We start from the raw sequence: 25424 nt of genomic DNA on the forward strand, positions 1-25424 counted from the left end.
GTTAAAAAATCAACATTATCGTTTAACAGAGCCAAAAACAAAATAAAAAACCTCTCAATGCAGAGGTTTAAAAAACAAAGAGAAGAGTCCCAATGGTGCCGTCGCTTATCAATCCCTTGTTTTGATCCCGCACTCAGCAGGTGGGTGTCCTGTTTTGAATTTTGTAAGTCCCCTTACTCGCAATGAGTGAGGCATTTACGCCTTTCAAAAACTCCAGACTCCCAATAATAAAATGTTCGGTCAAAACATTAGGTTATACAACGTACATTTCAGGACTCTTCTAACTTGAGTTAATAATAGCATAATCTCCTGCAGCCATCAAGATGCCCAGGAAAATGTATGCCTATTATTTAGGAACATTTAGTGACAAATTTAATTCCTTTAATTGTGCCTCAGAAACCTCACCAGGCGCATCGGTCAGCAAGCAGCTTGCACTTGCCGTCTTCGGAAAGGCAATCGTGTCACGCAGGTTCGTGCTGCCCGCAAGCAGCATCACCAAGCGGTCAAGACCTATCGCAATGCCTCCATGCGGCGGTGTCCCATATTCAAATGCATTCATCAAGAATCCGAATTGCTCCTGAGCCTGCTCTGGAGAGAAGCCAAGGACTTTGAACATTTTTTCTTGAATCGGGCGCTCGAAGATCCGTAAAGACCCTCCTCCTAATTCATAACCGTTTAAAACGATATCATAGGCTTGGGCGCGGACTTTGGAAGGGTCGGTATCCAACAGCTCCAGATCTTCACGGAATGGCATCGTAAATGGGTGATGGGCTGCATAATAACGGCCCTCTTCCTCGTCGTATTCAAGCAACGGCCAATCGGTTACCCATAAGAAATTGAACAAGCTTTGGTCAATTAATCCAAGCTCTTTGCCTAACTTCAGCCGTAATGCGCCTAAAGCATCGGCAACGACACTCTTTTTGTCAGCAACAAACAACAATAAATCGCCTTCAGAAGCTTCTAACGTAGCTTTTAAAGCTTGTCCATCCTCTTCAGAGAAGAACTTAGCAATCGGCCCTTTAAGACCATCCTCCTCGACCTTCAGCCAAGCTAGACCTTTTGCTCCATAACGGGCTGCATGCTCTCCCAAAGCATCGATGTCTTTGCGGGAGTACTTGTCGGCAGCGCCCTTCACATTAATCGCTTTAACCTGACCGCCGTTCGCAACCGCTCCAGCAAACACCTTGAAGTCAGAATCCTTCACGATTTCGGAAACATCAACTAGTTCCAATCCGAAGCGGGTATCCGGTTTGTCCGAACCATAACGGCTCATAGCTTCATGATAAGTCATTCGTGGGAACGGCACAGAAACATCGATGCCTTTTACTTCCTTCATTAACCCAGACATCATCCGCTCCATAAGTGCGATAATGTCCTCTTGGCTCAAAAAGCTTGTTTCGATGTCGACCTGAGTAAATTCCGGCTGACGGTCTGCACGCAAGTCCTCATCGCGGAAGCAGCGGGCAATTTGGTAATACCGTTCAATGCCACCGACCATTAACAATTGCTTGAACAACTGCGGTGATTGTGGCAGCGCGTAGAATTCACCAGGATGGACCCGGCTTGGCACTAAATAGTCACGGGCACCTTCTGGGGTGCTTTTTGTTAAAATTGGTGTTTCAATATCCAAAAACCCTTCAGAATCCAAGAAATTTCGGATTTGTCTAGTCACGTGAGCACGCATTTTCAAAGTTTCAAAAATCACCGGACGGCGGAAATCTAAATAACGATACTTCAAGCGTACATCCTCTGAAGCATCCGTTTTGTCAGTAATCATAAATGGCGGTGTTTTGGCTTCGTTGATAATCGTAACAGCTTCCGCTTGGATTTCAATCGTACCGGTTTTAAGATTTTCATTAATGGTCCCTGCTTCGCGGGCAACCACCGTACCAACAACATCCAAAACAAACTCATTTCTAATTTTCTCTGCCGTTTCCAATGCCTCTTTAGAAACATCCGGATTAAACACAACCTGAACAATCCCTGTGCGGTCACGTAAATCGATAAAAATCAATCCGCCTAAGTCACGGCGTTTTTGTACCCAGCCTTTTAAGGAAACTTTCTCTCCTACTGCTGCTTCTGGAACTTCACCACAAAAATATGATCTGCCATACAACATGATAATCCCCCTTACCTTTCCATCCCCTGAATGTACTCAACAAAACCATCCAAATCAACTTCAACTTGGTCGCCAGTTGCCATGTTTTTAACATTTATCTTGTTTTGATTAAGCTCTTCCTCGCCAAGAACCGCAACATACTTTGCATTTAACCGGTCTGCAGCTTTGAACTGGGCTTTAATTTTTCGAGCTAAATAATCACGTTCTGCGGAAATCCCCGCCAATCGGAGCTTTTGCAGCAATCCGACCGTGTAATCCTTGGCTTCTTCGCCAAGGGCAGCTAAATAGCAATCGATTCCTGGATTCACCTCTAGTTCAATGCCTTCAGCTTTTAGAGCTGCAATAAAGCGTTCAATACTAAGGGCAAATCCAATTCCTGGAGTCTCAGGGCCGCCGATTTCCTCAGCTAAGCCATTGTAGCGGCCGCCCCCGCAAAGCGTGGTGATCGCTCCAAAGCCTTCCGCATCGCTCATAATTTCAAAAGCGGTGTGGTTATAATAGTCCAGCCCGCGAACTAGGTTCGGGTCTACCTCAAATGGAATATCGAGCTGGGTTAAATATTTTTGAAGTTTATCAAAATATGCTTTTGATTCTTCATTGAGGTAATCGATAATCGAAGGAGCCGATTTCATTAATTCATGATCGCGGTCCACTTTACAATCCAAAATCCGAAGCGGGTTTTTTTCTAAACGGCTCTGGCAGTCTTTACAGAACTCGCCGATTCTCGGTTTAAAATGATTGATTAGCGCATCACGGTGAGCGAGACGGCTTTCCTTGTCCCCGAGGCTGTTAATGATCAGCTTTAATTTCTTCAGTCCCATTTCCTTGTAAAGATTCATCGCAAGAGAAATCACCTCTGCATCAATGGCAGGGTCGTGGCTTCCTAATGCTTCAACACCGAACTGAACAAACTGGCGGAACCTGCCTGATTGCGGCCGCTCATAACGGAACATAGGTCCCATGTAATACAGCTTGACGGGCTGGTTGGCGTTACCATACATTTTTTTCTCCACAAACGCTCTTACCGTAGATGCTGTGCCTTCTGGCCGTAAAGTTAAGCTGCGGCCGCCCCGGTCCTCAAACGTGTACATTTCTTTTTGAACGATATCGGTCGTATCGCCGACGCCGCGGGAAAACAGTTCGGTATGTTCAAAAATTGGTGTACGAATTTCTTGGTATTGATACTTTTCACATAGATCCCTAGCTTTTTTTTCAATCAGCTGCCACAGTTCTACCTCACCCGGCAGAATATCCTGTGTGCCTCTTGGGATGTTAATTGACATAAGGGAATCCTCCTTTATTTCAACGATATAAAAAAAATTTATTCGCGATATGTTGGCTCAAAAATAAAAAAACTTCCATCCCTTGTTATTTAAACAAGGGACGGAAGTTCATCCGCGGTTCCACCCTAGTTGAAGCGCCCCAAAAAGAGCCGCTTCCTCTCAAACAGTTAACGCCTGCCACGTTCTTCTCCTACTAGAGTCGGACTTTTTCAGAGAGAAGCCTTCGGAGTGTTCTTTCATTAAGATTCATGCAGAAATGCTTTCAGCCTAGGGCATTTCCTCTCTTTTCCATGGAATTGGCCTTAACTACTATGCTCCATCATTGGTTACTTCAATATAGTATTTTATTTATATAATGATACGGAGCATCGATTCCAATGTCAAGAAGGATTTAAGTCCTCCCTAAATGTTTTTTTAACTTTTTGACATCTCCCATCGTTAGCCCGAATTCAGAAGCAAGTTCAAAGGTTGTTGACTCATGTTCTTTTTGGACAAAGTCGTGAAAATCAACACCAAACAGCCGACCGTCCATGGATTGTACATTTCTGCCTTTATCACTCATCCGCATTGCTAATCGCTCCCCTGGTCTCAAGTATATTCCTAGTATGTCCAACCCTGAGGAAGAAATTGCATGATAATTGTCTTTTTGTAGTTTTATTGGACCAAATTGCTAATTTAGGAATGATTTTCTGGCCCTTTTCCGTTAAAATATATAATGGACATTTTAATAAGGAGGGTTCTATGTTTCGAAAAAATAGCATTCTATTGGTCTGTATCCTACTTATTTTTGGAACCTTCCTGCCCTGGGGAAATACAATGGCTTCGAGTGGCTCGATTGTCATCGCCACGGACATGGTCAATGTTCGGAGTGGGCCGGGCTTAAGTTATTCCTTAGTGAAGCAGGCAAAACGCGGTGAAAAATATCCAGTCATCAAGGAGAAGGGAGACTGGGTGCAGATTCAGTTGTCTACCTTTAAAACGGGCTGGGTCGTCAGTTGGCTCATTGCCAAAGAGAACGGCGAATCAAAAACAGCCGTAGCCAGTTCAAGAAATACCAAAGCCAAAGCGATAACCGAGCAATTGAGGGTGCGCTCAGGACCTGGGACAAGCTTCCAGATCATCGGTTTACTAGCTAAAGGCGAGGAAGTACAAATCCTCGATCAAAACGAAAATTGGTATAAAATTGATACCCAATTTGGGGAAGGCTGGGCCTCAAAGGAATTTTTCAATACTTCCACAAAAACAAATAACAAAACAGAAACATCCACAACCAATTTAGGACGAGTGAACGTGGATCTTCTGAATGTCCGTGAAGAACCGTCCAGCAAAAGTACCAACCTTGGAAAGCTGACAAAAGGGACAAATGTTACCATCTTATCCGAAAAAAATAATTGGATTGAGATTAGCTATTCTCAGTTAACAGGCTGGGTTAGTTCCGAATTTATTACAAAGCAATCGGAAACAGCGCCCGTAACCACCAAAAAAACAACTAGTGATACAGTGGGAACCATAACAGCAGATAGCCTAAACGTCCGCTCAGGGACCTCCTACAACTCCAGTATTGTGGGAACGGTGTCAAATGGGGAAAGTTATCCGATTATGGAAGAGAAGAACGGTTGGACAAAGATTGAATATAAACCTGGCAATTATGGCTGGGTTGCCAGCTGGTATATCAATAATAAAATGTCTGATAAAGAAAATGGACAAGCCAGCAAGGCAAGCAAGATTACCATCTTACAGGATGGAACCAATATCCGAACTTCGCCCGATGTCCAATCGGATGTCATGCTTCGGGCAGATGAAGGGGAGCAGTTTCCCGTTATTAGTGTTCTGAATGATTGGTATCTAGTAAAATTGGATAATGGAAAAACCGGATATGTGGCCGGCTGGGTCGTCACCACCAATGGTTCTGCCAAAAACATCGTCAAAACCGGCGCTGCTGGCTATCTGAAGAACAAAACCATTGTCCTAGACCCAGGACATGGCGGCGGAGATAATGGGACGACAGGGGCCAAGGGAACATTGGAAAAGGAGCTAACACTCCGAACTGCTCGTCTTTTATATGATAAATTGGTCTCGGCTGGGGCAAATGTCTATCTTACGAGAAATAGTGATACTTTCATTTCACTGTCATCTAGAGTAAGGGCCGCCCAAGTTAATGACGCCGATGCTTTTATCAGCCTTCATTATGACAGCAATTTAGACCGAAGTGTCCGGGGGATGACCGGCTATTTTTATCATTCCTTCCAAAAACCGTTGGCCAATACCGTGTATACAGCAACAGTGGGACAAACGAAGATGAAGAACCGCGGCGTTCGGTTTGGCGACTTTCATGTTATTCGGGAGAATAATAAAAATGCCACTTTGATTGAACTTGGCTATTTGAGCAACCCGGAAGAAGAAATGACACTTACATCTAGCAGCTTTCAAGAAAGTGCCGCCACTGGCCTATTCGAAGGATTGGCCAGGTACTTTAAACAATAAAAAAATGCTTGGTCCCATTTTGGGCCAAGCATTTTTTACGCCTTACTCTCCACAATTAAGGTGACCGGACCGTCATTGGTCAACTCTACATCCATCATTGCACCAAAAACCCCGGTTTCTACCTGGATTCCTTTGTCGCGGAGCATTTGGTTAAACGCCTCATAAATTTGAATAGCCTGCTCCGGCCGGGCAGCCTCGATAAAGCTGGGGCGCCGCCCATTTCGGCAGTCTCCGTATAAGGTAAATTGCGAAACGGACAAAATTTCACCGCCAGTATCAAGCAGCGACAAATTCATCTTCTGGGCATCATCTTCAAAAATTCTCAGGTTCGGAATCTTTTCCGCCAGATACTTGGCATCCTCCACGGTGTCGCTGTGGGTCACGCCTACCAAAAGCACGAGTCCTTTCGTAATTTGACCCGTCACTTCCCCATCCACGGTTACCCGGGCGGCTTTGCTCCGTTGAACAACAATTCGCATAGTTCCTACTCCTTAGTTCATCAATCGGCGAACCGAATAAATATCAGGAATTTGTTTAATCCGGTCAACTACCTTTTGCAAATGAGCGACATTGTGAATCGCAATCGTCATGCTGATAGTAGCCATTTTATTGCGGTCCGTTTTTCCGGTGACAGCATTGATATTAGTTTTTGTCTCATTTACAGCCTGTAGGACTTCATTTAGCAATCCTCTACGATCAAAACCGCTGATTTCAATATCAACATTGTATTCCTTGCGGTCATTTAGCGAAGATTCCCATTCAACTGGGATCAGTCTGCTCTGGGCGTCATTTGTATCGATATTAGTACAATCTGAGCGGTGTACTGAAACGCCGCGGCCCTTGGTAATATAGCCGACAATTTCGTCTCCAGGTACCGGATTGCAGCATCTTGACAGACGGATTAACAAGTTGTCAATTCCCTGAACCCTTACACCCGACTCCCGTTTTCGCGACGAAGTCGGTACTGCCTTTAATTCAGTGATTACATTGGTAATGCTGGCGGATTGCTCCTGATCGCGTTTCTTGCGCCATTTTTCAGTCAGACGGTTGGCAACCTGCAGAGCGGTAACACCGTTATAACCGACTGCTGCATACATGTCCTCTTCATTGATAAAATTAAACTTCTCAGCAACTTTTTTTAGATTTTCTGGAGTTAAAATTTCCTTCACATCAAACTCCATGCTGCGAATTTCTTTTTCTACCAATTCCTTGCCTTTTTCAATATTTTCATCACGGCGCTGCTTTTTAAAGAAGGCGCGGATTTTATTTTTAGCTTGGGAGGTTTGTGCCAGCTTGAGCCAGTCCTGACTAGGCCCATAAGAGTGCTTAGAGGTTAATATCTCAATAATATCGCCTGTTTTCAGCTTATAGTCCAATGTGACCATTTTTCCATTTACTTTTGCACCGATGGTTTTGTTGCCAATTTCTGAGTGAATCCGGTAGGCAAAGTCAATAGGAACAGAGCCTGATGGCAATTCAATGACATCGCCTTTAGGTGTAAAAACAAACACCATATCAGAGAAAAGATCAATTTTTAAGGACTCCATAAATTCTTCTGCGTTTGCCGTATCATTTTGGAACTCAAGAATTTCTCTAAACCACGTGAGCTTCTGTTCAAACGTCGAACTGTCACTGACCGTTTTACCCTCTTTATAAGCCCAGTGGGCGGCAATCCCGAATTCCGCAATCCGGTGCATTTCAAATGTCCGAATCTGCACTTCAAGCGGGTCACCCTTTGGTCCAATCACTGTTGTGTGCAGGGATTGATACATATTGGGCTTCGGCATGGCAATATAATCTTTAAAGCGTCCAGGCATCGGTTTCCAGCAGGTATGAATAATGCCTAAAACCGCGTAGCAATCTTTTATGCTATTCACTACGATCCGAACTGCCAGCAAATCATAAATTTCACTGAATTGCTTATTTTGCAGGGCCATTTTCCGATAAATGCTATAAATATGCTTTGGACGGCCGGAAATTTCTGCCTTGATGGCAACCTCTCCTAAACGAGCTTTAACCTCATCAACGACATCATCAAGATATTGTTCGCGTTCTTCCCGCTTCTTTTTCATGAGATTAACGATGCGGTAATATTGCTGCGGATTTAAATATCTTAAGGCTGTATCCTCGAGTTCCCACTTAATTTTCGAAATTCCCAATCGATGTGCTAGAGGGGCGAAAATCTCAAGTGTCTCGTTTGCAATCCGGCGCTGCTTTTCAGCGGGCAAATGCTTCAGTGTCCGCATATTATGCAGCCGGTCAGCCAGTTTAATTAAAATGACCCGGATATCTTGAGCCATGGCAACAAACATTTTCCGATGGTTTTCTGCCTGTTGCTCTTCGTGCGATTTATATTTAATTTTTCCTAATTTCGTAACACCGTCGACCAGCATGGCCACTTCGTCATTGAATTCCACTTCAAGATCTTTTAAGGTCACTGGAGTATCCTCAACAACGTCATGAAGAAAACCAGCCGCTACCGTTGCCGGGTCCATCTCCAAATCTGCCAAAATGCCGGCAACCTGAATGGGATGAATGATATAGGGCTCGCCTGATTTTCGATATTGATCACGATGAGCATGTTTCGCGTATTCGTACGCTTTTTTGACTAATTCTACATGCTCTTCGTTTAAATATTTTCTGGTTTTATCAAGGACTTGGTCGGCTGTTAACACTTGATCATTCGCCATGAGATCACCTTTATTTTCTATCTCAATTTAGTTTGTTTTCCGCAATGGTCTGCCTAATTAGTCTCTATTGGACGCCGAATGGCAGTATAGTTATATATAATTTCATTCTATAAAAAATTGTTACTATTTTAGAATGATTGTTACTATTATCGATAAAAATAACGAAGATGTAAAGTAATTAAGACATAATTTCTACAAATATTGAAAAAATCTGTCGAAAATCAAGAAAATATTAACAAAGAGAGCACTCTTGAAGCGAGTGCCCTCATTGATACATTAATACTTCATCAGTGTTAAAATATCATATCCGTCTAGTTTACTACGGCCATCTAAATAACTTAATTCGACAAGGAAAGCAATACCTGCTACGACACCGCCAAGCTCTTCCACTAACTTGATCGTCGCCTCAATCGTACCGCCTGTAGCCAGTAAATCATCGGTAATCAGAACCCGTTGGCCTGGTTTGATAGCATCCTTATGAATGGTTAAAACATCTTTTCCATATTCCAGCCCATAACTGACTTTAATGGTTTCACGAGGTAGTTTTCCTTCTTTGCGAACAGGGGCAAAACCTACACCAAGCGCATAGGCAACCGGACATCCAATAATAAATCCTCTGGCCTCCGGTCCGACGATTATATCAATTTGTTTATCTTTGGCATATTCGACAATACTGTCCGTTGCAAACTTATATGCCTCGCCATTATTCATTAGCGGTGTTATATCTTTAAAAACAATCCCTTCCTTTGGATAGTCTGGGACAATGGCGATAAATTGTTTTAAATCCATTCTTAAATGGCCTCCTCAATTATCACTGACTCTTGAATGACTTGGTCAAACCAATCTTTTAACTCTTGATAAGAAGACAATAATAAATCTCTTTCAAGTGCATATTGAATTTGTTTTGTTTGGTAGATGTTTGAGTCAGCTAAATCACGCTTTTGTGATTGTTTATTTAAACTAATAAATCCATTGTTTATTGTAACAAAATCCAGTTCAGAAAACACCTGGGACATAAAAACAATTGTTTCCCGCTTCCAGCCCCGCCGTTTCGCAATATCATCTGCATAACGTTTTAAATCAATCGGTGCAAATTTCATTAAAAATGCATAATACCATTTAAAGTGATCACGGCTCGGGATCATGCTAAAGAAATCACTGGACTCTTTATAAAAGCAAGCATAAATCCTCGAAGGACAAGACCCTTGCAATAAATGGGTCAGAATTTCTTTAGAAGGTGGTAAGTCAGCTAAAACCAAGTTACCATCAGCAGACTGAAATGCCTGTGCTGCTTCAACATCTTGTATATAGATTGCATCTGCTTTTAGATGGCTATCTAATTTATCAAGATTTTCTTTGTTAAAAACAATGACTTTCCGATTGACCTCAGGCACCATTCGGGCTAAGCTTCCTAACGTGGTCTGCCCTCGATAATCAAATAACTGCCAATCGTCAATGGCAAGATCCTGCACAAAGATTTGCGGTTTACGTATATTGTTCCATTCATTAATCGATAATTCTCCGATTAATGAAAGTTTTGCAGCAGGGGAAATTTCGTCCACTAAAGCCCCCAGGCCAAAACCTATTCCATCTAGGCTTGCCCCGTTCTCGTTTAATAACACTTTCAAATGGTTCTGGTCGCTGCCAATTTTTTTAATACTTGAGATATCCGCATTTTTTATTAAAACTTTTGGCTTTGCGTTATCCATACCGAATGGAGATAGTTGATTTATTTCCTCAAGGGCAGTTAAATCAATATCTTCTAGGCTTACTTCCTGGTCCAGATAGGTCACTGGAACAAAGTCCTCGGCCGTTAATAGGGTCTCTGCCAATTGGTTTAAACGGGAACGGAGTTGGTCGACATCATCCAAGCTCAATGTCATTCCCGCTGCCATCGGATGTCCGCCAAAATGAGGGAGAATGTCTCTGCAGGTGGATAGATTCTGAAACATATCAAATCCAGCAATACTGCGTGCAGATCCTTTGGCCAAGCCTTTGTCCTGATCGAAGCTTAAAACAATCGTAGGGCGATAGTATTTTTCCACAAGCCTCGATGCGACAATTCCGATTACACCAGCATTCCAGCCTTCTTTTCCGACTACGAGCACCTTATTGGATTCATCAAAATAGTATTTTTCTACCTCTTCTATGGCTTCATCCGTAATCGTATTCACAATCGACTGGCGTGTTTTATTCAGGGCTTCCATTTCTTCTGCCAATTGGGAAGCTTCAAATGGATCTTGAGTAAGAATCAGGTCAACTGCCAAATCAGCATCTGCTAACCTGCCAACAGCATTGATTCTGGGAGCTATGGTAAAACCAATGGTTTCTTCGTTTATGGACTTGGAGTCTACACCGGCAGTCTTTAACAATGCTTTCAAGCCTACATTAGAAGTGCTCTTTAAATTAGCTAACCCCTTCTTGGCAATCAGGCGGTTTTCGTCCTTTAAAGAAACTAAGTCGGCAATCGTGCCGATTACTGCAATTTCAAACAAATGGTTTGGCACCTTGCCATATAAGGCATGGGCTAATTTAAAGGCAACGCCTACACCTGCCAATTCACGAAACGGATAAATACTTCCCGGGAGCTTAGGGTGAATGATCGCCAAAGCCTCTGGCAAGACAGGACCCGGCTCATGGTGGTCGGTAATAATGAGGTCAAGACCCAGTTCTTTGGCAACAGCAGCCTCATGAACAGCGGCAATTCCTGTATCGACCGTGACAATTAATTTAATGCCCGTTTTGGCTGCATGTCTAAACGCAGCTTCATTTGGACCATATCCCTCAGTAAACCGATTCGGTATATAAAACTGAACGTTGGCACCTAAATCACGAAGGGTAATCATTAACACGGATGTACTACTTACTCCATCTGCGTCATAATCTCCATATATAAGAATGGGCTCCTGTCTGTCAATGGCAAGACGAATCCTGCTTACAGCCGTATCCATCCCTTTTAGTAAATAGGGATCGTGGAATTCATCCTTTCCAAATAAAAAATACCGTGCAGAATCAACGGTATCTAATCCACGATTGATAAGAAGCGATGCAGTTAGAGGTGTAATCTTTAATTCAGTTTCTAGTGATTTCACTAGATCTTGATCAGTTTCCTGAACAACCCATCTTGTTTTCGACTTTAACATAGTTTATGTTCACCTCTTTGGACTTTCTTATTATACAGGAGCGTTACGCTTGTTTCAATAACAAAAGCGGAAGCACCCTTAGGCGCTTCCGCTTCGATTCATTATACTTGCGGTTGATCGCTGTATTTTTTCTTTTCTTTTACTGTTTTAATTGGACCGTTCTTTTTCAATTCGCGGGCTTTCAACACATACCATAGCGGACCGGCGATACAAACAGAGGAATAAACCCCAACCATAAGGCCGACAAACAAGGCAATGGAGAAGTTGCGAATCGATTCACTGCCAAAAATAATTAAAGCAACTGTGGTAATGAGCACCGTCAAAACGGTATTAATCGAGCGAGTCAAAGTTTGACGTATACTTACATTCATAACTTCAGCAATATCCTCAACGGTTTTAAGCCGGCGTTTCTTATGCATATTTTCGCGCATCCGGTCAAAGGTGACAATCGTATCGTTGATGGAATAACCTACAATGGTTAAAACTGCGGCAATAAACGTCAAGTCGACTTCCAGACGGGTCAGACTGAAAAACGCGACCATAAAGAACGCATCATGCAAAAGTGAGACAATCGCGGCAATTGCCATCGAAAACTCGAAACGAATCGTTGTATAAATGACAATTCCGACTGATGCAATCAGCAAGGCAATAATTGCGTTTTTTGCCAGCTCTTTTCCGATCTGAGGTGACACCGTACTAACGTTTGGTTCATGACCAAATTCATTATTCAGTTCCTTTTTAACCTCGGCAATTTTATTTTTGGACAGCACCCCGATCATTCTCGCGGCGGCATGCTTTTTATCACCGGATAATACGATATCATCCGTTTTCACATCTAGTTTTTCTAAAGCGGATTGAACCTGTTCTGTTGTAACGGCTTTGTCGGATATCACTTCAATCCGGGTCCCGCTTGAAAAGTCAATAGACAAGTTCAATTTCATCACAAACAGAATAATTAACCCAGCAACCAGAAGGATACTAGAAATGGTGAAGAATTTCTTTCTGTGCTTAGCAAAATCAAGTTTATCAAAGCGGGTTGGCAGATCTAAAGTATCAACATTATCGGAGAGATCTCGGATATCAGACTTCTTAACACCAAACCAGCCTGGTTTATTTTTCAATACACCGCTGTGAACAAAAAGTCCAAGTAACAGACGAGCTAAGTAAACAGAGGTTAAGAAGCTCATCAAAATGCTGATAATTAACATCGTGGCAAACCCTTTAACCGAGCTGTTTCCATAGAAGAATAAAACAGCTGCCGTTAAAATGGTTGTCAAGTTGGAATCGAGGATGGAGGTAAACGCATTTTTCTCTCCAGCCTGATAGGCCGATTTAAGCGATTTTCCGACCTTCAGTTCTTCTCTGATCCGCTCATAAGTAATGATATTGGCATCGACGGCCATCCCAATCCCAAGGATAATCGCCGCAATTCCCGGCAATGTGAGAACCCCATTCATCCAATCGAAAATAAGTAAAACTAAATAAGTAAAAACGCTTAGGGTAATCGTCGCAATGAAACCTGGGAAACGGTAATAGAAAATCATAAATAAGAAAATAACAATTACTCCGAGAATACCAGCGTAAACTGTGTCATGTAAAGCTTGTTCCCCGAATTTCGCCCCGACAGATGTGGAGTAAACCTCATGTAACTTCACAGGCAATGCGCCGGCATTTAATAGGGATGCCAAATTTTTTGCTTCCTCGGCTTTGAAATTACCGACAATGGAAACGGTATTTGAATTAAAGACTTGATTTACCGTTGGAGAAGATAGATATTTAGGATCCTGTTTAGTTGCCTCCGTTTTAAAAGAATCCTTGCCTTCTTCAAAATCAAGCCAGATGACTAACACGTTATTTGGTGCCATCTTTAAAATATCTTGAGTGACGTTTTTAAATTTATCGGCACTCTTTAATGTTAGGGAAACACTTGGCTTTCCATTTTCGTCAAACGTCTGTTTGGCGCCGCCTTGTTTTAAATCCGCCCCGTCCATCATCAACTTATCGTTGGCATCACGGAAAGTCAGATTTGCCTGGGTGGACAGGATTTCCCGGGCTTCATTTTGGTCTTTAACGCCAGCGAGCTGGACACGGATCCGGTTGTTTCCTTCAATTTGAATAACCGGTTCACTGACACCAAGGACGTTGATACGCCGATCAAGTGCTTCGGCAGTGTCTGCCAAAACATCTTTGTCAATTTTCTGGCCCTTTTTGGCAGGCTGTACTTCGTATAGGACCTCAAATCCACCTTGGAGATCAAGGCCTAGCTTAATATTATTTAAGATATTCTTGGTGGTTGCTCCCATTGAGCTGGCAAATAACACAATCAGCAAAATGAAAGCAACGATTCTACTGCGCTTTACCATTATGTAATGTCCTCCTTAAGAATGCACGTGCATGAGCACGAAACCAAAAGCTCCCTGTCTCAATATAAAATCACTGCTTACATTATGGAATAGTTAAATAGGGCTGTCAATTTCAATATTAGGAAAATTTGCACTGCCAGGCCTTCTAATAAACTTTCATTGGAAAATAAGCTAAATACCTATTAACTGTAGCTTATTTTAATAGTTCTTTTAGCTCATTTTCATCATCAAATGAGAATTCTGATGTTTTAAGAGACTCAATAGCCGCAAAATTCATATAATCGCCTATTTTTATTGTAAGAATATCAGCGATTATTTGGTACAGCTTAAGCTCTTCAGAAACCTTCTTCCACTTTTTCTTAGTCAGGAATTCCCATAGTTCAGTTTCCGAAACTGCATCGTACCCCAAAAAGCGGAATTCTTCTAGCTTACTAACAAGTGCAGGCCGTACTTGGGTGCGATATTGGTCAAAATTTAGGCTATTATCCATCTAAATGCCTCCTTAAGGAGAAACTCCCCCATTATTTAACTATCCAACAACTTGTCATGCTTTGTCCATCATGAAGCATATAGATAATTGTATATGATATCGCCTATTTTGAGAAGGTGGGAAGAAGGTATGTCAAAGTTTTTAAAAGGGACATTTATTTTATTAATTGCCGGCTTAATTACCCGAGTGCTTGGGTTTATCTATCGAATTGTGCTTGCACGGAGCATTGGAGAAGAGGGTGTTGGGCTTTATATGATGGCTTATCCAACCTTTATTCTCGTGGTCACCATTGTCCAGCTTGGGCTGCCAGTAGCGATATCTAAGAATATTGCAGAAGCGGAAGCCCGTGGGGATTATGGCGAAATCAAGAAAATATTGGTTGTCTCGTTAGCAACAACTGTTAGTTTGGCTATTGTCCTTACTCCAGCCTTACTCCTGCTTGCGCCCAGTTTGTCGACTACCCTGTTCACAGATCAAAGGACCGTTTATCCTCTAATGGCGATTGCCCCGGCCATCCCAATTATTGCCGTTTCCTCTGTTATTAGGGGATATTTTCAGGGGCGGCAAAACATGCGTCCTTCCGCAATGTCACAAATATTTGAACAGGTTATCAGGATTACCTTGATTGCGGTCATGACGAAAGCATTTCTGCCCTACGGAGTAGAATATGCTGCAGCCGCAGCTATGGCCGCTTCCGTGCTTGGCGAACTCGTTTCACTGATTTATTTGTTGACCACATTCAAAATAAAGAAACGGTTTAGATTGCGGGCGAATTTTTTTCAGTTTGTTCAAAAAGGTAAGGAAACCTTTGGCAATCTAATGGAAATCGCCTTACCGACCATGGGAAGTCGGATGATTGGCTCTGTTTCCTGGTTTTTTGAACCGATTGTGGTCGCTCACAGCTTAGCCCTTGCTGGGGTTCTTTCGGTGGAAGCGACTAAACAATATGGGGCATTGACCGGTTATGCTATGCCGCTGTTGATGTTGCCATCTTTCATCACATATTCATTAGCCACCTCATTGGTGCCAGCGATTAGCGAAGCTAATTCTCGAAAAAATAGTAAATTGATTGGATATCGAATTCAGCAGGCTTTGCGATTTACATTTTTAACTGGTGGACTGGCTGTAATTGTTTTGTACGTTTTAGCTGACCCACTTATGGAGTTAATGTATGGTTCCAATAAGGGATCATATTTCATCAGGGTCATGGCTCCATTCTTCCTGTTCTATTACTACCAAGGCCCATTGCAGGCGGTACTTCAGGCACTTAATCTTGCCCGGGCAGCCATGATAAACAGCCTGATTGGGGCAGTGGTAAAAACAGCCGTAATCTTTCTTCTTGCTTCGCAGCCTGCCTTTGGCATCACCGGCGCTGCTTTAGCGATTGTGGTTGGATTTGTATTAGTCACTATCCTGCATTTCGCGACCGTGTTAAAAAAGATTGCTTTTCCTTTTGAGATTCGAGACTACTTAAAAGGTTTTCTAGTTATGGGGGCCTCCGGCTGGTTCGGCTACTGGTTGTTTGATCATGTTCTATTAACAGAAGCTTTAGTGATTAGGACTTTGACGGCCATACTAGGTATGGGGCTCTCTTATTTGGTGCTGCTTCTAGTGTTGCGGTTAATTAAACGTGATGAACTTCAAAAGATTCCTTGGATCGGTCATTTTTTTGCTTTGTAGATGCCATGAGGCTTTATATTTTTTTAAAAATAGGCTCTATTAAATTTGGCTGTTGATTTCCGCTCCAGGCGCTCAGCGAACCCGCGGGCGTGCCGGGGAGCCTCCTCGGCGATGAAAGCGCCTGCGGGGTCTCCTCAGCCCCGTCCTCCCGCAGGAGTTGAGCGCCTTCCGCTCCAATCTACAGAGTTAAAAATTATCGTTTAATAGAGCCTAAAAATAAAGGGGATACAACTTCCCCCCTTATTTACCCTGACACTGCTTTGTGGGGCCGTTTGGGCGTTTGGAGACTACACCTTTTACTGTTTGTTACTCATAAAAGATCTAATTTAAGTCTCATCTTTCAAATCAATATAAAATTTCCCGCTTTCAAAGCTGCAAAAAGATATCTTTTTAATATCGCGATACCCTTGCCTCTTCAGCTCCTGGCGCAGCCAAAGGTTCGTCTTATTAATTTTTTTCAAATTTTCCTCATCAATATTACCATCCAATATTAATGGCAACGTGATATCTCCATTCTTTTGGTTTTTTTGGTAACCTGGCTTCTCTATAACAGATAAACTTCCTGATGACTCAAGAATCGCAAATTCGACGTCGGCGATACTGCGGATATTTTTTTCCCTTAGCTGGGTTAATAAATCATCAAAATTATAACGCTGTTTTCTCATGGCTGTTTCGTCAATCTTTCCCCTGTTGATAATCACGCTTGGCTTCCCATCGACAAAGTCCCTGAACCTCTTACTTTTAAGCGAAATAATGGAGGAGGCGACCTGAATAGCCATCAGCATTAACATCGGTATGAGGGTATGGATCATTGAACGGTCCAAATCCTCAATCGCTATAATCGCCATTTCACCAATCATGATAAATACAACCAAGTCTAATATACTTAATTCCCCTATTTCCCTTTTGCCCATTAACCGGAATATCCCAAGAATTAATAAATAAAAAAATACCGTTCGAAAAATGATATTCAAATATTCTTCCACTCGTATACCGCTCCTTTTATTACATTCAGCTTTATTATCAACAACAAGGGCGCAAACCATGAAAGGAAAAATCTCTCAAAATCCATAAGGAGTTTAGCAAAATTTGATTCTACTTTCACATTTAGACGAATACGCTTGTACTAGGTAACAAATGTTGTCTGGAAGACGGGCAGAGGCATGAGACTGCGCCGACTTTTAGGCAGTTGAAGGGGGAGAGAAAAATCGAATCAAAAGGTTTAGGAATGTCGATTCTCTATGGCTTGATTTTCATTTTTGCCTTTGCCATCGTCTGCAGCCTGATATTTTCCTTCATATTAAGGTTTACTTCCTTGCAGGAATCGTCACTTCAATATGTTGTTACAGCTCTATCCTTTATTGGGCTGTTTGGGGGCGGATTTCTGTCCGGCGGCAAGCGAAAAGAAAAAGGCTGGTTGATTGGCGGGTTAACGGGGCTTATGTACTCGCTGATTGTCTTCTTATTTCAATATCTAGGCTACGACCGGCTATTTGATGCGGAACAATTTATCTACCATACTTGTTATATACTCATTAGCATGATGGGTGGAATATTGGGTGTGAATATTTCAGCCGGCCATTCTCGATCGGCATAAAAAAAGAAAGGAAGCCTGAGTTATCGGCTTCCTTTTTTGTACTATTTTTCAAGATTGACTTCTTTTGTTTCTTTTGGAGTTTCTTTTGGAGTTTCTTTTGGAGCTTCCTTACTTGGTTCGGTTACTTCTCGAATCGCGTTACGATCGTATGTAAGCCTGCTGCCGTCTCCGCATTTGATTACGACTTTATTGTCATCGATGGAATCAATGAAGCCGTGCAAACCGCCAATAGTGACAATCTTGTCCCCTTTTTTCAAAGAGCTCTGCATTGTTTGAACAGACTTTTGGCGTTTTTGCTGCGGTCGGATTAACAAGAAATAAAACAACACAAACATTAATATTAATGGAATTAATGAACCTAATCCTGACATCTATCGTTTCCCTCCTTTCAATCCGGTCTTATTTTAGAAATTTCTCGCATTTGGCTTGTTAAAACCATACTGCTCAAAAAATTCTTCTCGGAAATCACCAAGCCGGTCTTCCCTAATGGCTTGTCTGACCTTCTCCATTAATCTTAACAGAAAATAGAGGTTATGGTAAGACGTTAATCGAATTCCAAATGTTTCATTCGTATGAATCAAGTGACGGATGTACGCCCGACTGTAATTTCTGCATGTATAGCAGTCGCACTCGGGGTCAAGCGGCCCAAAGTCACGAGCATATTTAGCATTTTTTACAACCAAACGTCCTTGACTCGTCATCAGGGTGCCATTTCTAGCGATCCGAGTAGGCAGAACACAGTCAAACATGTCAATCCCCCGGATAGCCCCGTCAATCAGCGAATCGGGCGACCCCACTCCCATCAAATAGCGCGGCTTGTTTGTCGGCAATAATGGTGTGGTATATTCAAGCATACGATTCATCACGTCTTTTGGTTCCCCAACCGATAGCCCGCCAACCGCATATCCTGGAAAATCAAGCGATACAAGATCTTGAGCACTTTGCTTTCTGAGTTCCTCGTATTCCCCACCTTGAACGATACCAAATAAGCCCTGGTCATTAGGACGCTGGTGCGCCTTTAAGCAACGCTCAGCCCATCTGGAAGTCCGCTCCACTGATTTTTTCATATAATCGAATGTGGCCGGATATGGCGGGCACTCGTCAAACGCCATCATTATATCCGAACCAAGGGCATTTTGAATTTCCATTGCTTTTTCAGGTGATAAAAATAATTTTTCGCCGCTCAAATGGTTGCGGAAATGAACGCCTTCTTCTTCAATTTTCCGGAATTCACTTAAACTAAACACCTGGAAGCCACCAGAATCAGTTAAGATGGCCCGGTCCCAGTTCATAAATTTATGCAGTCCGCCAGCCTCTTTAATAATGTCGTGGCCGGGACGGAGCCATAAATGATAGGTATTACTTAAAATAATACCAGCACCCATTTCTTTTAATTCTTCGGGCGCCATGGTTTTAACCGTCGCAAGTGTCCCTACTGGCATAAAGGCCGGTGTATCAAAAGAACCATGCGGGGTATGGACCTTTCCAAGCCGCGCACCTGTTTGTTTACATGTTTTAATGAGTTCATAACGAATGGCAGTCAAATTGTTGTCTCCTTCCTAAAACAAAGCCTAAATGATAAACATCGCATCGCCAAAGCTGAAAAAGCGGTATCGTTCTTGTACAGCCGTATTATAAGCATGCAAAATATGTTCCCGGCCTGCTAACGCACTGACAAGCATGATGAGTGTCGATTTAGGCAGATGGAAATTAGTAATCAATCCATCAATGGCTTTAAAGGTATAGCCTGGATAAATAAAAATATTGGTCCAGCCACTGCTGGCTTTAAACTTGCCATCTTGAGCTGTGGCAATTGTTTCTAAGGTACGTGTTGAAGTCGTACCGACGGTTATAATCCGTCCGCCCTTTTCACGTACGTCATTGAGCAGCTGTGCTGTCTCTTCGGTCATCATATAAAACTCTGAATGCATATCATGACCTTCAATATCGTCCACATTTACCGGGCGGAACGTACCAAGGCCAACATGCAGGGTGATAAAAGCAATATGAACGCCCATTTGCTTAATTTCTTCCAATAATTCCTGCGTAAAATGGAGACCTGCCGTCGGAGCAGCCGCAGAACCAGGTTCCCTGGCATAAACGGTTTGATAACGATCCTTGTCCTCGAGCCGTTCTTTGATGTAAGGTGGAAGCGGCATTTCTCCCAGCTGGTCGAGCACTTCGTAAAAGATTCCACTGTAGCTAAACTCCAATACTCTTCCGCCATGTTCTAACGTTTCTGTACATACCGCTTTAAGCAGGCCCTCGCCAAACTCTAATTCCGTTCCTTCTTTAACCCGTTTTGCCGGTTTCACCAGGGTTTCCCACCGGTCGCCTTCGATCTGTTTTAACAACAGCACCTCAATATGTGCACCGGTATCGGTTTTAACACCAAAAAGGCGTGCAGGAAGAACCTTCGTATCGTTAAGTACAAGGCAGTCTCCTTCACGCAAATATCCTGTAATATTTTTAAACACTTCATGTTTAATTTCGCCTGTTTCCTTATTTAACACCATTAACCGGCTGTCTGCGCGGTTTTTCAACGGAACTTGAGCAATTAATTCCTCAGGTAAATTAAAATCAAACATATCTAATTTCATTTTTTAACATCCCTATCTTTAACGAAATCTGCCAATAAAATATAAAATGAGCGATAAGATAATGCTTACCACAATGGATGTGACCACAGGAAAATAAAAGGTGGTACTTCCCTTTTTAATCAGAATATCACCAGGAAGTTTACCGAGGTGCAGCAAAGGCATCAGCAATCCGATAAGAAAAATGATTCCTCCGATGACCATGAGCGCTTTCGATAAACCATTCACGGGGCTGGCACCTCGATCCCAAAATGATGATAGACTGCTGTAGTCACAATTCTTCCTCGAGGGGTTCGCTGAAGGAAACCGATTTGCAGTAAGTAAGGTTCATAGACATCTTCAATCGTTTCCGCCTCTTCCCCAATCGAGGCAGCGATGGTATCCAAACCAACTGGACCACCACGGAACTTTTCTATAATCCCTTTTAGCAATTTATGGTCAATATGGTCAAGTCCGAGCCGATCGACTTGAAGCAGTTCCAGTGCTTCTGTTGCGAGGGTTAGGTCGATTGTACCATTTCCTTTTACTTGGGCAAAGTCTCGAACCCGGCGCAAAAGCCGGTTGGCAATCCTCGGAGTCCCTCGAGCCCTTCTGGCAATTTCTGCTGCAGAAGCGTCGTCAATTTCTGTTTCGAAAAGCTCAGCCGTCCTTTTAACAATGCTTGTTAATTGGTCCTCTTTATAATACTCGAGACGGCTCAAAACTCCAAATCGGTCCCTTAATGGTGCGGAAATTGACCCTGCCCTAGTCGTGGCACCGACAAGGGTAAACGGTGGCAAATCGAGACGGATCGACCGAGCGCTCGGACCTTTACCAATCACAATATCCAGGCAGAAGTCCTCCATCGCTGGATACAGCACCTCTTCAATTGACCTCGGGAGGCGATGGATTTCATCGATAAACAAGACATCTCCCGGTTCAAGCGCCGTAAGAATGGCTGCCAGATCCCCTGGCCGTTCAATGGCCGGTCCTGATGTAGTCCGGATATTAACACCCATTTCATTTGCAATTATTATGGCCAAGGTTGTCTTTCCCAATCCCGGCGGGCCATACAGCAAAACATGATCCAAGGTTTCCTTACGGAGTCTTGCAGCCTGAATAAAGATTTCCAGATTCTTTTTCACTTGAGTTTGGCCAATATATTGTTTTAATGTCTGCGGCCTCAAGCTTTGTTCAAAGCTTACTTCACTCTCATTTGCTTCACTGGATATAATCCGGTCTTCCATTGGTCATCACCTATTTTAAAAGCCGCTGGAGGGCCTTTTTAATATACTGGTCTGTCGACAACTGTTCTTTCTGTAATTCTGGTGAAATCTTTTTGATTTCTTTTTCTGAATAGCCGAGTGCTTTTAATGCAAGGATGGCCTCATCAAACTCTGCATGATGGGCTGCGGCCGCCTCATGCTGGAACTGATCCGCATTGAAAAGATTAGGAAAATAGTCTGGCACAATATCCTGCAGTTTACCTTTTAAGTCCAAAATCATCTGCCGAGCCGTTTTTTTGCCGACGCCCGGGAATTTAATAAGGAAACTTTCATCCTCCTGTTCAATCGCATTGACGACCTGCTGAACTTCCCCGGACGCTAGGATCGCGAGTGCTCCTTTTGGACCAATTCCAGAAACATTTAATAGCTTGGTAAACAGCATTTTTTCTTCTCTGGAAACAAATCCGTATAAAGCCATAAGATCTTCGCGTACATAATGATACGTATAAACTGTTACCATTGTCCCCATTTTACTCGAATAAATAAACGGATTTGGCGTCCCAATTTGATAGCCAATGCCATTGTTTTCGATCACGATATACTCAGGGCCGACAAATTCGACCGTTCCTTTGATAAACTCAAACATCCTCTTCTCTCCTCTAGCAGCTTGCACCTGGATGCTTTATTTCCACACTGTATTTCATTCTATCATACAATTTTGCAGGAGATGAAGAAAATAGCATGAGCAAAAAAAATCAGGCTGATGATATTACTCAGTCTGATGTCTAACAAACTATTGTATTTGTACCGAATATGGCTTAAACGTTTCTAAAACCTCAACATAACGATCTTTCGTCTTTATCGGGATTCCTTGGATTAACTGCTGTTGAGTTTTGCTTTCCAGTTTTTTTATGTCTATTTGAAAAAATGATTGGATGATTTTTGAACGATCTGGCCTTCCGTTATAAATCGTTAAAATTCCATCATCCGTTACCCCAAAAAAGCCATTGGCCTTTAGCAAAGGCGAAATATCATCTACTGTCTTTTGAAAAACAAACGTAGAATCATCAATATCCACCAGCCTCCACTGGTCGTATTTTGACCAAAAGTTTTCCATGGACCAGCATGTCTCGTTAACAACCTCTTGACTGACTTCCCCATCTAGATACATTCGTTCCAAGATTACCTTAAAGTGCAGAGGTTCTGTCTTCTGTAGGTCATCCAATACCGCGGCAGAGCCAGTCATCTTGAATCCAGCAGTAACGCCTATAATGGTGAAGAGAATAATGGAAAAAGCTCGATGCAGCCAAGATATTCTCATCCTATTGAACCTCATGCTTTTTCACCTCTTATAGTAAAATATAACTATTTACAGTCCTAGTTTAGCCTGTTCTACTCTTTTTATCCTTGAAACCAGATGAAAAGGGCAAAGCACCAGCTTTGCCCTTGACTCTATTTTCCATTTGGTTCCGGCTGACGCTGCTGGTTATTGATATTGCGGTCACGCCCCAGCGTGCCATCATCAATGATTACTTGAACTTGTTTGCCGTCAGCGTAAGGTTTTACAGCATTTACTATCGCCCGTTTTGTCTCAGCATCCTTGCTTTTGTCTCGTAATTTTACTGAAACGGTGATGGTATTGCCATATGATACGGACCGGATACTCCGAACATTATCAACGTCAGCGACCTTGTTACGGATGTCGTCAGTGACTTTTTCCTGATAACCAGGGGAGGTGGTGACACCGGCATTCCCGATTCTTTTATTCAAATGGCCATGGTAATTCATATCACTTGTACTGAAGCGATTATCTCGTTGAAAAAAATTTCGGTCTGTCTTCGCAAGAGGTTTTGTCGGATTGTACGGATTTCCATTTTCATCTTTCTTCTGCAGCTTGTTTTGCTTATTAGTCTGGTCCTCATCACCGAAAGAATGATCGAGGATATCCACCATGGGGCCATCATTATCCCTGAGGGCCTCATAATTGTTATTCGGGTGGTTCTCATTTGAATAGTACCCGATTGGCCGGGCACCTTGGTTCACATTGTTTCTGCCGGCTTCATCATTGTTGGCACAGCCGGCGGCCCCAGCGAGCATAAGGACTGAAAAAGGAATCATCCACCGTTTCTTGTTCAAGCGAAAAACCCCCTCTACACATCATGAGCATTTTGATATGCTCATGATTAGGTTGCAGATTTCAAGGGGGTTTCATTCTTCCATAAGTTGTTATCTCGATTCATCCACCACTTGCTTAATTTGCTGGACCATCTTTTTTCTTGCATAAAATTCGCCCACGGATAAGTCAATCACTTGTTTGACCTTTTCTTCATTCATATAAGACCTTTCCCTCATAAGCCGATTCCATTCTCGGAATATGTCAGCCGGATAGGCTAGAGCAGCTAAAAAAGCCTTATTTTGAAGATAAGGTTTCATTTGTTTATGCTGTGAAAGCCGTGACAGAGACCAGTTCATATGATATAGAATCCGATTGGCGTACTGCAAATAGTCAAAACTAGGCGGACCAATGGAGATTAAATCAAAATCAATTAAATACAATTTACCACTATTTGCCCGTAAAAAATTATGATGGGCGACATCTCCATGGAGTATCACTTGTGGTTCCTTGGTTAGCAAACGATAGCTGCTATTCATTTTTTCTAAAGACCAGTCTGCCCAAGCAACCACCTCTGCAAGCAAAGAGTAATCAATAAATCTGCGTACAAACGGTAAATGATTGCCAAAAATCCCCCTGCGATCCATCCATTTACCAAGCAAATCTGCTTGCGGCAGCAGGGTTTGGTAACGCTTGACGAATTTTTTGGTCGTATCATGATAAGTATTTAATAAATCCGATCCTTCCTGGCGATTTTTTTGCGATTGGAACGAAAATGCGGTTTTATTTGGGGGAATATATTCGATACATCCAAAATAATTTCCATCAAAATATAGTGGTTCTCCTGAAGGAGCCCCGAGAAATCGATAGGTTTTCGAGAATCCTTCTTTTCTTAACGTCGCTGTAAAAGCTTCTTGCAGTTTTAGTTTGTTAACAGAATGGTATCCCTTCAGAATCAAGGAATGTTTAGCTGTTTTTACTAAGAATACATTTTTCCTTATCGGGATTCCTTCGACGATCTGCTGGGAAAACTGCGACTGGAAATAAGAGAAGAGACGATCAAGATAATCATCGTCTCCCTTGTTAGTGTTATGAACTGCTCTCATCATGATACTCCGTGAGCCCTTGGCCTACTGGACCCATGCCATATGGATTCATGAATGGGGGCTGTGCGGCACCCATTGGCACGTTGTAAGGAGCGCTGTATATCGGCGGTGTAGGCGGAACAAAGTTTTGTACTGGCGCTCCGCAACCGCAATCGCCCCCAGCTTGTGCTCCTAGCATTCCTGGTTGTGGAGGATCAGTGTATAACATTTGCCCACCATATGCCATTTCCGGTGAATGGATATCTGGGCGAGGGCCCATCATTTGCGGGTATCCATAAGGACCACCCATGCCATAGGGATTTACACCCTCTGGATTTGCAAATGCTGGGTCAGACATGGACGTTGGACTTGAGTAGGTCCCCATTGGTCCGCCTGTTGGCTGTTGTGTAGCAGGAAAACCTCCTGGCATTTGACCACCACCAGTTGTCATTGGATCCATCGGCATTTGGCCTTGACTCATTGGCATCTGGCTGAAGCCCATCGGCATTTGGCCTTGACCCATTGGCATCTGATCGAAACCCATCGGCATTTGGCCTTGACCCATTGGCATCTGA

General features: G+C 42.8%; 22 protein-coding genes, 1 other RNA gene, 1 pseudogene and 1 other annotated feature. Of the genes and pseudogenes, 3 read left to right on the forward strand and 21 right to left on the reverse strand.

Annotated features, from left to right (window positions below; genetic code table 11):
- Positions 1 to 82: 82 nt before the first annotated feature.
- From ssrS to BN2425_RS22740, 4 genes are all read right to left on the reverse strand, one after another.
- A non-coding RNA gene (ssrS, locus tag BN2425_RS11135) (6S RNA) lies at positions 83 to 279 on the reverse strand.
- A gap of 67 nt (positions 280 to 346) precedes the next feature.
- On the reverse strand, positions 347 to 2116 hold the full coding sequence (gene aspS, locus BN2425_RS11140) for an aspartate--tRNA ligase (RefSeq protein ID WP_042459139.1): 1770 nt from the start codon (positions 2114 to 2116) through the stop codon (positions 347 to 349).
- Between the two features lie 14 nt (positions 2117 to 2130).
- Positions 2131 to 3402: a histidine--tRNA ligase gene (hisS, locus tag BN2425_RS11145; RefSeq protein ID WP_042459074.1), complete on the reverse strand. Its 1272-nt coding sequence runs from the start codon at positions 3400 to 3402 to the stop codon at positions 2131 to 2133.
- 93 nt (positions 3403 to 3495) lie between these two features.
- Positions 3496 to 3734 (reverse strand) — a binding site (T-box leader).
- Between the two features lie 59 nt (positions 3735 to 3793).
- The gene (locus BN2425_RS22740; protein ID WP_042459076.1) at positions 3794 to 3970 is read right to left on the reverse strand and encodes a hypothetical protein; all 177 of its coding nucleotides are present in this window, start codon (positions 3968 to 3970) and stop codon (positions 3794 to 3796) included.
- Between the two features lie 173 nt (positions 3971 to 4143).
- Between BN2425_RS22740 and BN2425_RS11150 the strand changes: the two genes are divergently transcribed.
- Positions 4144 to 5886, forward strand: a complete 1743-nt coding sequence (locus tag BN2425_RS11150) for an SH3 domain-containing protein (RefSeq protein ID WP_042459078.1) — start codon at positions 4144 to 4146, stop codon at positions 5884 to 5886.
- Between the two features lie 35 nt (positions 5887 to 5921).
- On the opposite strand, the gene dtd is transcribed toward BN2425_RS11150, so the two are convergent.
- The 6 genes from dtd to BN2425_RS11180 all read right to left on the reverse strand — a co-directional run bounded on the left by dtd (position 5922) and on the right by BN2425_RS11180 (position 14572).
- Positions 5922 to 6365, reverse strand: a complete 444-nt coding sequence (dtd, locus tag BN2425_RS11155) for a D-aminoacyl-tRNA deacylase (protein ID WP_042459081.1) — start codon at positions 6363 to 6365, stop codon at positions 5922 to 5924.
- A gap of 12 nt (positions 6366 to 6377) precedes the next feature.
- Entirely contained in the window at positions 6378 to 8576 is a 2199-nt protein-coding gene (locus BN2425_RS11160) for a RelA/SpoT family protein (protein WP_042459084.1), read from the reverse strand.
- 276 nt (positions 8577 to 8852) lie between these two features.
- Complete coding sequence (locus BN2425_RS11165; RefSeq protein ID WP_042459087.1) at positions 8853 to 9365, reverse strand: adenine phosphoribosyltransferase; 513 nt, start codon at positions 9363 to 9365, stop codon at positions 8853 to 8855.
- A 2-nt stretch (positions 9366 to 9367) separates the two neighbouring features.
- The gene (gene recJ / locus BN2425_RS11170) at positions 9368 to 11719 is read right to left on the reverse strand and encodes a single-stranded-DNA-specific exonuclease RecJ (RefSeq protein WP_042459090.1); all 2352 of its coding nucleotides are present in this window, start codon (positions 11717 to 11719) and stop codon (positions 9368 to 9370) included.
- Between the two features lie 101 nt (positions 11720 to 11820).
- Positions 11821 to 14082, reverse strand: a complete 2262-nt coding sequence (gene secDF / locus BN2425_RS11175; RefSeq protein WP_042459094.1) for a protein translocase subunit SecDF — start codon at positions 14080 to 14082, stop codon at positions 11821 to 11823.
- A 193-nt stretch (positions 14083 to 14275) separates the two neighbouring features.
- Positions 14276 to 14572: a post-transcriptional regulator gene (locus BN2425_RS11180; protein ID WP_042459096.1), complete on the reverse strand. Its 297-nt coding sequence runs from the start codon at positions 14570 to 14572 to the stop codon at positions 14276 to 14278.
- Between the two features lie 129 nt (positions 14573 to 14701).
- Here BN2425_RS11180 and spoVB point away from each other — a divergent pair, with 129 nt between their 5' ends.
- Positions 14702 to 16252 (forward strand): stage V sporulation protein B, encoded by a 1551-nt coding sequence (spoVB, locus tag BN2425_RS11185; RefSeq protein ID WP_042459099.1) that lies wholly within the window; start codon positions 14702 to 14704, stop codon positions 16250 to 16252.
- A 326-nt stretch (positions 16253 to 16578) separates the two neighbouring features.
- On the opposite strand, the gene BN2425_RS11190 is transcribed toward spoVB, so the two are convergent.
- Entirely contained in the window at positions 16579 to 17238 is a 660-nt protein-coding gene (locus tag BN2425_RS11190; protein WP_042459102.1) for a DUF421 domain-containing protein, read from the reverse strand.
- A gap of 242 nt (positions 17239 to 17480) precedes the next feature.
- Between BN2425_RS11190 and BN2425_RS11195 the strand changes: the two genes are divergently transcribed.
- Complete coding sequence (locus tag BN2425_RS11195; RefSeq protein WP_042459105.1) at positions 17481 to 17849, forward strand: TIGR04086 family membrane protein; 369 nt, start codon at positions 17481 to 17483, stop codon at positions 17847 to 17849.
- 41 nt (positions 17850 to 17890) lie between these two features.
- Here BN2425_RS11195 and yajC read toward each other — a convergent pair whose 3' ends face one another.
- The 10 genes and pseudogenes from yajC to BN2425_RS22745 form a co-directional block, all read right to left on the reverse strand.
- A complete protein-coding gene (gene yajC, locus BN2425_RS11200) occupies positions 17891 to 18220 on the reverse strand; it encodes a preprotein translocase subunit YajC (protein ID WP_042459109.1) in 330 nt (109 codons plus the stop codon).
- A 33-nt stretch (positions 18221 to 18253) separates the two neighbouring features.
- The gene (gene tgt, locus BN2425_RS11205) at positions 18254 to 19393 is read right to left on the reverse strand and encodes a tRNA guanosine(34) transglycosylase Tgt (RefSeq protein WP_042459112.1); all 1140 of its coding nucleotides are present in this window, start codon (positions 19391 to 19393) and stop codon (positions 18254 to 18256) included.
- A 27-nt stretch (positions 19394 to 19420) separates the two neighbouring features.
- Positions 19421 to 20449 (reverse strand): tRNA preQ1(34) S-adenosylmethionine ribosyltransferase-isomerase QueA, encoded by a 1029-nt coding sequence (gene queA, locus BN2425_RS11210; RefSeq protein WP_042459115.1) that lies wholly within the window; start codon positions 20447 to 20449, stop codon positions 19421 to 19423.
- A gap of 18 nt (positions 20450 to 20467) precedes the next feature.
- Entirely contained in the window at positions 20468 to 20674 is a 207-nt protein-coding gene (locus BN2425_RS11215; protein ID WP_042459118.1) for a DUF2905 domain-containing protein, read from the reverse strand.
- Positions 20671 to 21672: a Holliday junction branch migration DNA helicase RuvB gene (ruvB, locus tag BN2425_RS11220; RefSeq protein ID WP_042459121.1), complete on the reverse strand. Its 1002-nt coding sequence runs from the start codon at positions 21670 to 21672 to the stop codon at positions 20671 to 20673. The genes BN2425_RS11215 and ruvB overlap by 4 nt, the downstream gene beginning before the upstream one ends.
- A gap of 10 nt (positions 21673 to 21682) precedes the next feature.
- Positions 21683 to 22297 carry a Holliday junction branch migration protein RuvA gene (gene ruvA / locus BN2425_RS11225; RefSeq protein WP_042459124.1) on the reverse strand — a complete coding sequence of 205 codons (615 nt, stop codon included), beginning with the start codon at positions 22295 to 22297 and terminating at the stop codon, positions 21683 to 21685.
- A 147-nt stretch (positions 22298 to 22444) separates the two neighbouring features.
- Complete coding sequence (locus BN2425_RS11230) at positions 22445 to 22972, reverse strand: BofC C-terminal domain-containing protein (protein ID WP_042459127.1); 528 nt, start codon at positions 22970 to 22972, stop codon at positions 22445 to 22447.
- Between the two features lie 131 nt (positions 22973 to 23103).
- Entirely contained in the window at positions 23104 to 23787 is a 684-nt protein-coding gene (locus tag BN2425_RS11235) for a YhcN/YlaJ family sporulation lipoprotein (protein ID WP_042459130.1), read from the reverse strand.
- A gap of 90 nt (positions 23788 to 23877) precedes the next feature.
- Positions 23878 to 24870, reverse strand: a complete 993-nt coding sequence (locus BN2425_RS11240) for a phosphotransferase (RefSeq protein WP_042459133.1) — start codon at positions 24868 to 24870, stop codon at positions 23878 to 23880.
- Positions 24854 to 25424, reverse strand: a pseudogene (locus BN2425_RS22745) (hypothetical protein); the annotation flags it as partial. The pseudogene BN2425_RS22745 and the gene BN2425_RS11240, both read right to left, overlap by 17 nt.

The sequence above is a fragment of the Neobacillus dielmonensis genome, from assembly GCF_000612665.1.
Taxonomy (GTDB): Bacteria; Bacillota; Bacilli; order Bacillales; family Cytobacillaceae; genus Neobacillus; species Neobacillus dielmonensis.

Coding starts and splice junctions, on each gene's coding strand:
- BN2425_RS11240 (WP_042459133.1), bottom strand. CDS start 24,870: ATGAGAGCAGTTCATAACACTAACAAGGGAGACGATGATTATCTTGAT.
- BN2425_RS11180 (WP_042459096.1), bottom strand. CDS start 14,572: ATGGATAATAGCCTAAATTTTGACCAATATCGCACCCAAGTACGGCCT.
- hisS (WP_042459074.1), bottom strand. CDS start 3,402: ATGTCAATTAACATCCCAAGAGGCACACAGGATATTCTGCCGGGTGAG.
- ruvB (WP_042459121.1), bottom strand. CDS start 21,672: ATGGAAGACCGGATTATATCCAGTGAAGCAAATGAGAGTGAAGTAAGC.
- yajC (WP_042459109.1), bottom strand. CDS start 18,220: ATGTCAGGATTAGGTTCATTAATTCCATTAATATTAATGTTTGTGTTG.
- spoVB (WP_042459099.1), top strand. CDS start 14,702: ATGTCAAAGTTTTTAAAAGGGACATTTATTTTATTAATTGCCGGCTTA.
- dtd (WP_042459081.1), bottom strand. CDS start 6,365: ATGCGAATTGTTGTTCAACGGAGCAAAGCCGCCCGGGTAACCGTGGAT.
- queA (WP_042459115.1), bottom strand. CDS start 20,449: ATGAAATTAGATATGTTTGATTTTAATTTACCTGAGGAATTAATTGCT.
- BN2425_RS11165 (WP_042459087.1), bottom strand. CDS start 9,365: ATGGATTTAAAACAATTTATCGCCATTGTCCCAGACTATCCAAAGGAA.
- BN2425_RS22740 (WP_042459076.1), bottom strand. CDS start 3,970: ATGCGGATGAGTGATAAAGGCAGAAATGTACAATCCATGGACGGTCGG.
- secDF (WP_042459094.1), bottom strand. CDS start 14,082: ATGGTAAAGCGCAGTAGAATCGTTGCTTTCATTTTGCTGATTGTGTTA.
- BN2425_RS11160 (WP_042459084.1), bottom strand. CDS start 8,576: ATGGCGAATGATCAAGTGTTAACAGCCGACCAAGTCCTTGATAAAACC.
- BN2425_RS11230 (WP_042459127.1), bottom strand. CDS start 22,972: ATGAGAATATCTTGGCTGCATCGAGCTTTTTCCATTATTCTCTTCACC.
- ruvA (WP_042459124.1), bottom strand. CDS start 22,297: ATGTTTGAGTTTATCAAAGGAACGGTCGAATTTGTCGGCCCTGAGTAT.
- BN2425_RS11150 (WP_042459078.1), top strand. CDS start 4,144: ATGTTTCGAAAAAATAGCATTCTATTGGTCTGTATCCTACTTATTTTT.
- recJ (WP_042459090.1), bottom strand. CDS start 11,719: ATGTTAAAGTCGAAAACAAGATGGGTTGTTCAGGAAACTGATCAAGAT.
- BN2425_RS11195 (WP_042459105.1), top strand. CDS start 17,481: ATGTCGATTCTCTATGGCTTGATTTTCATTTTTGCCTTTGCCATCGTC.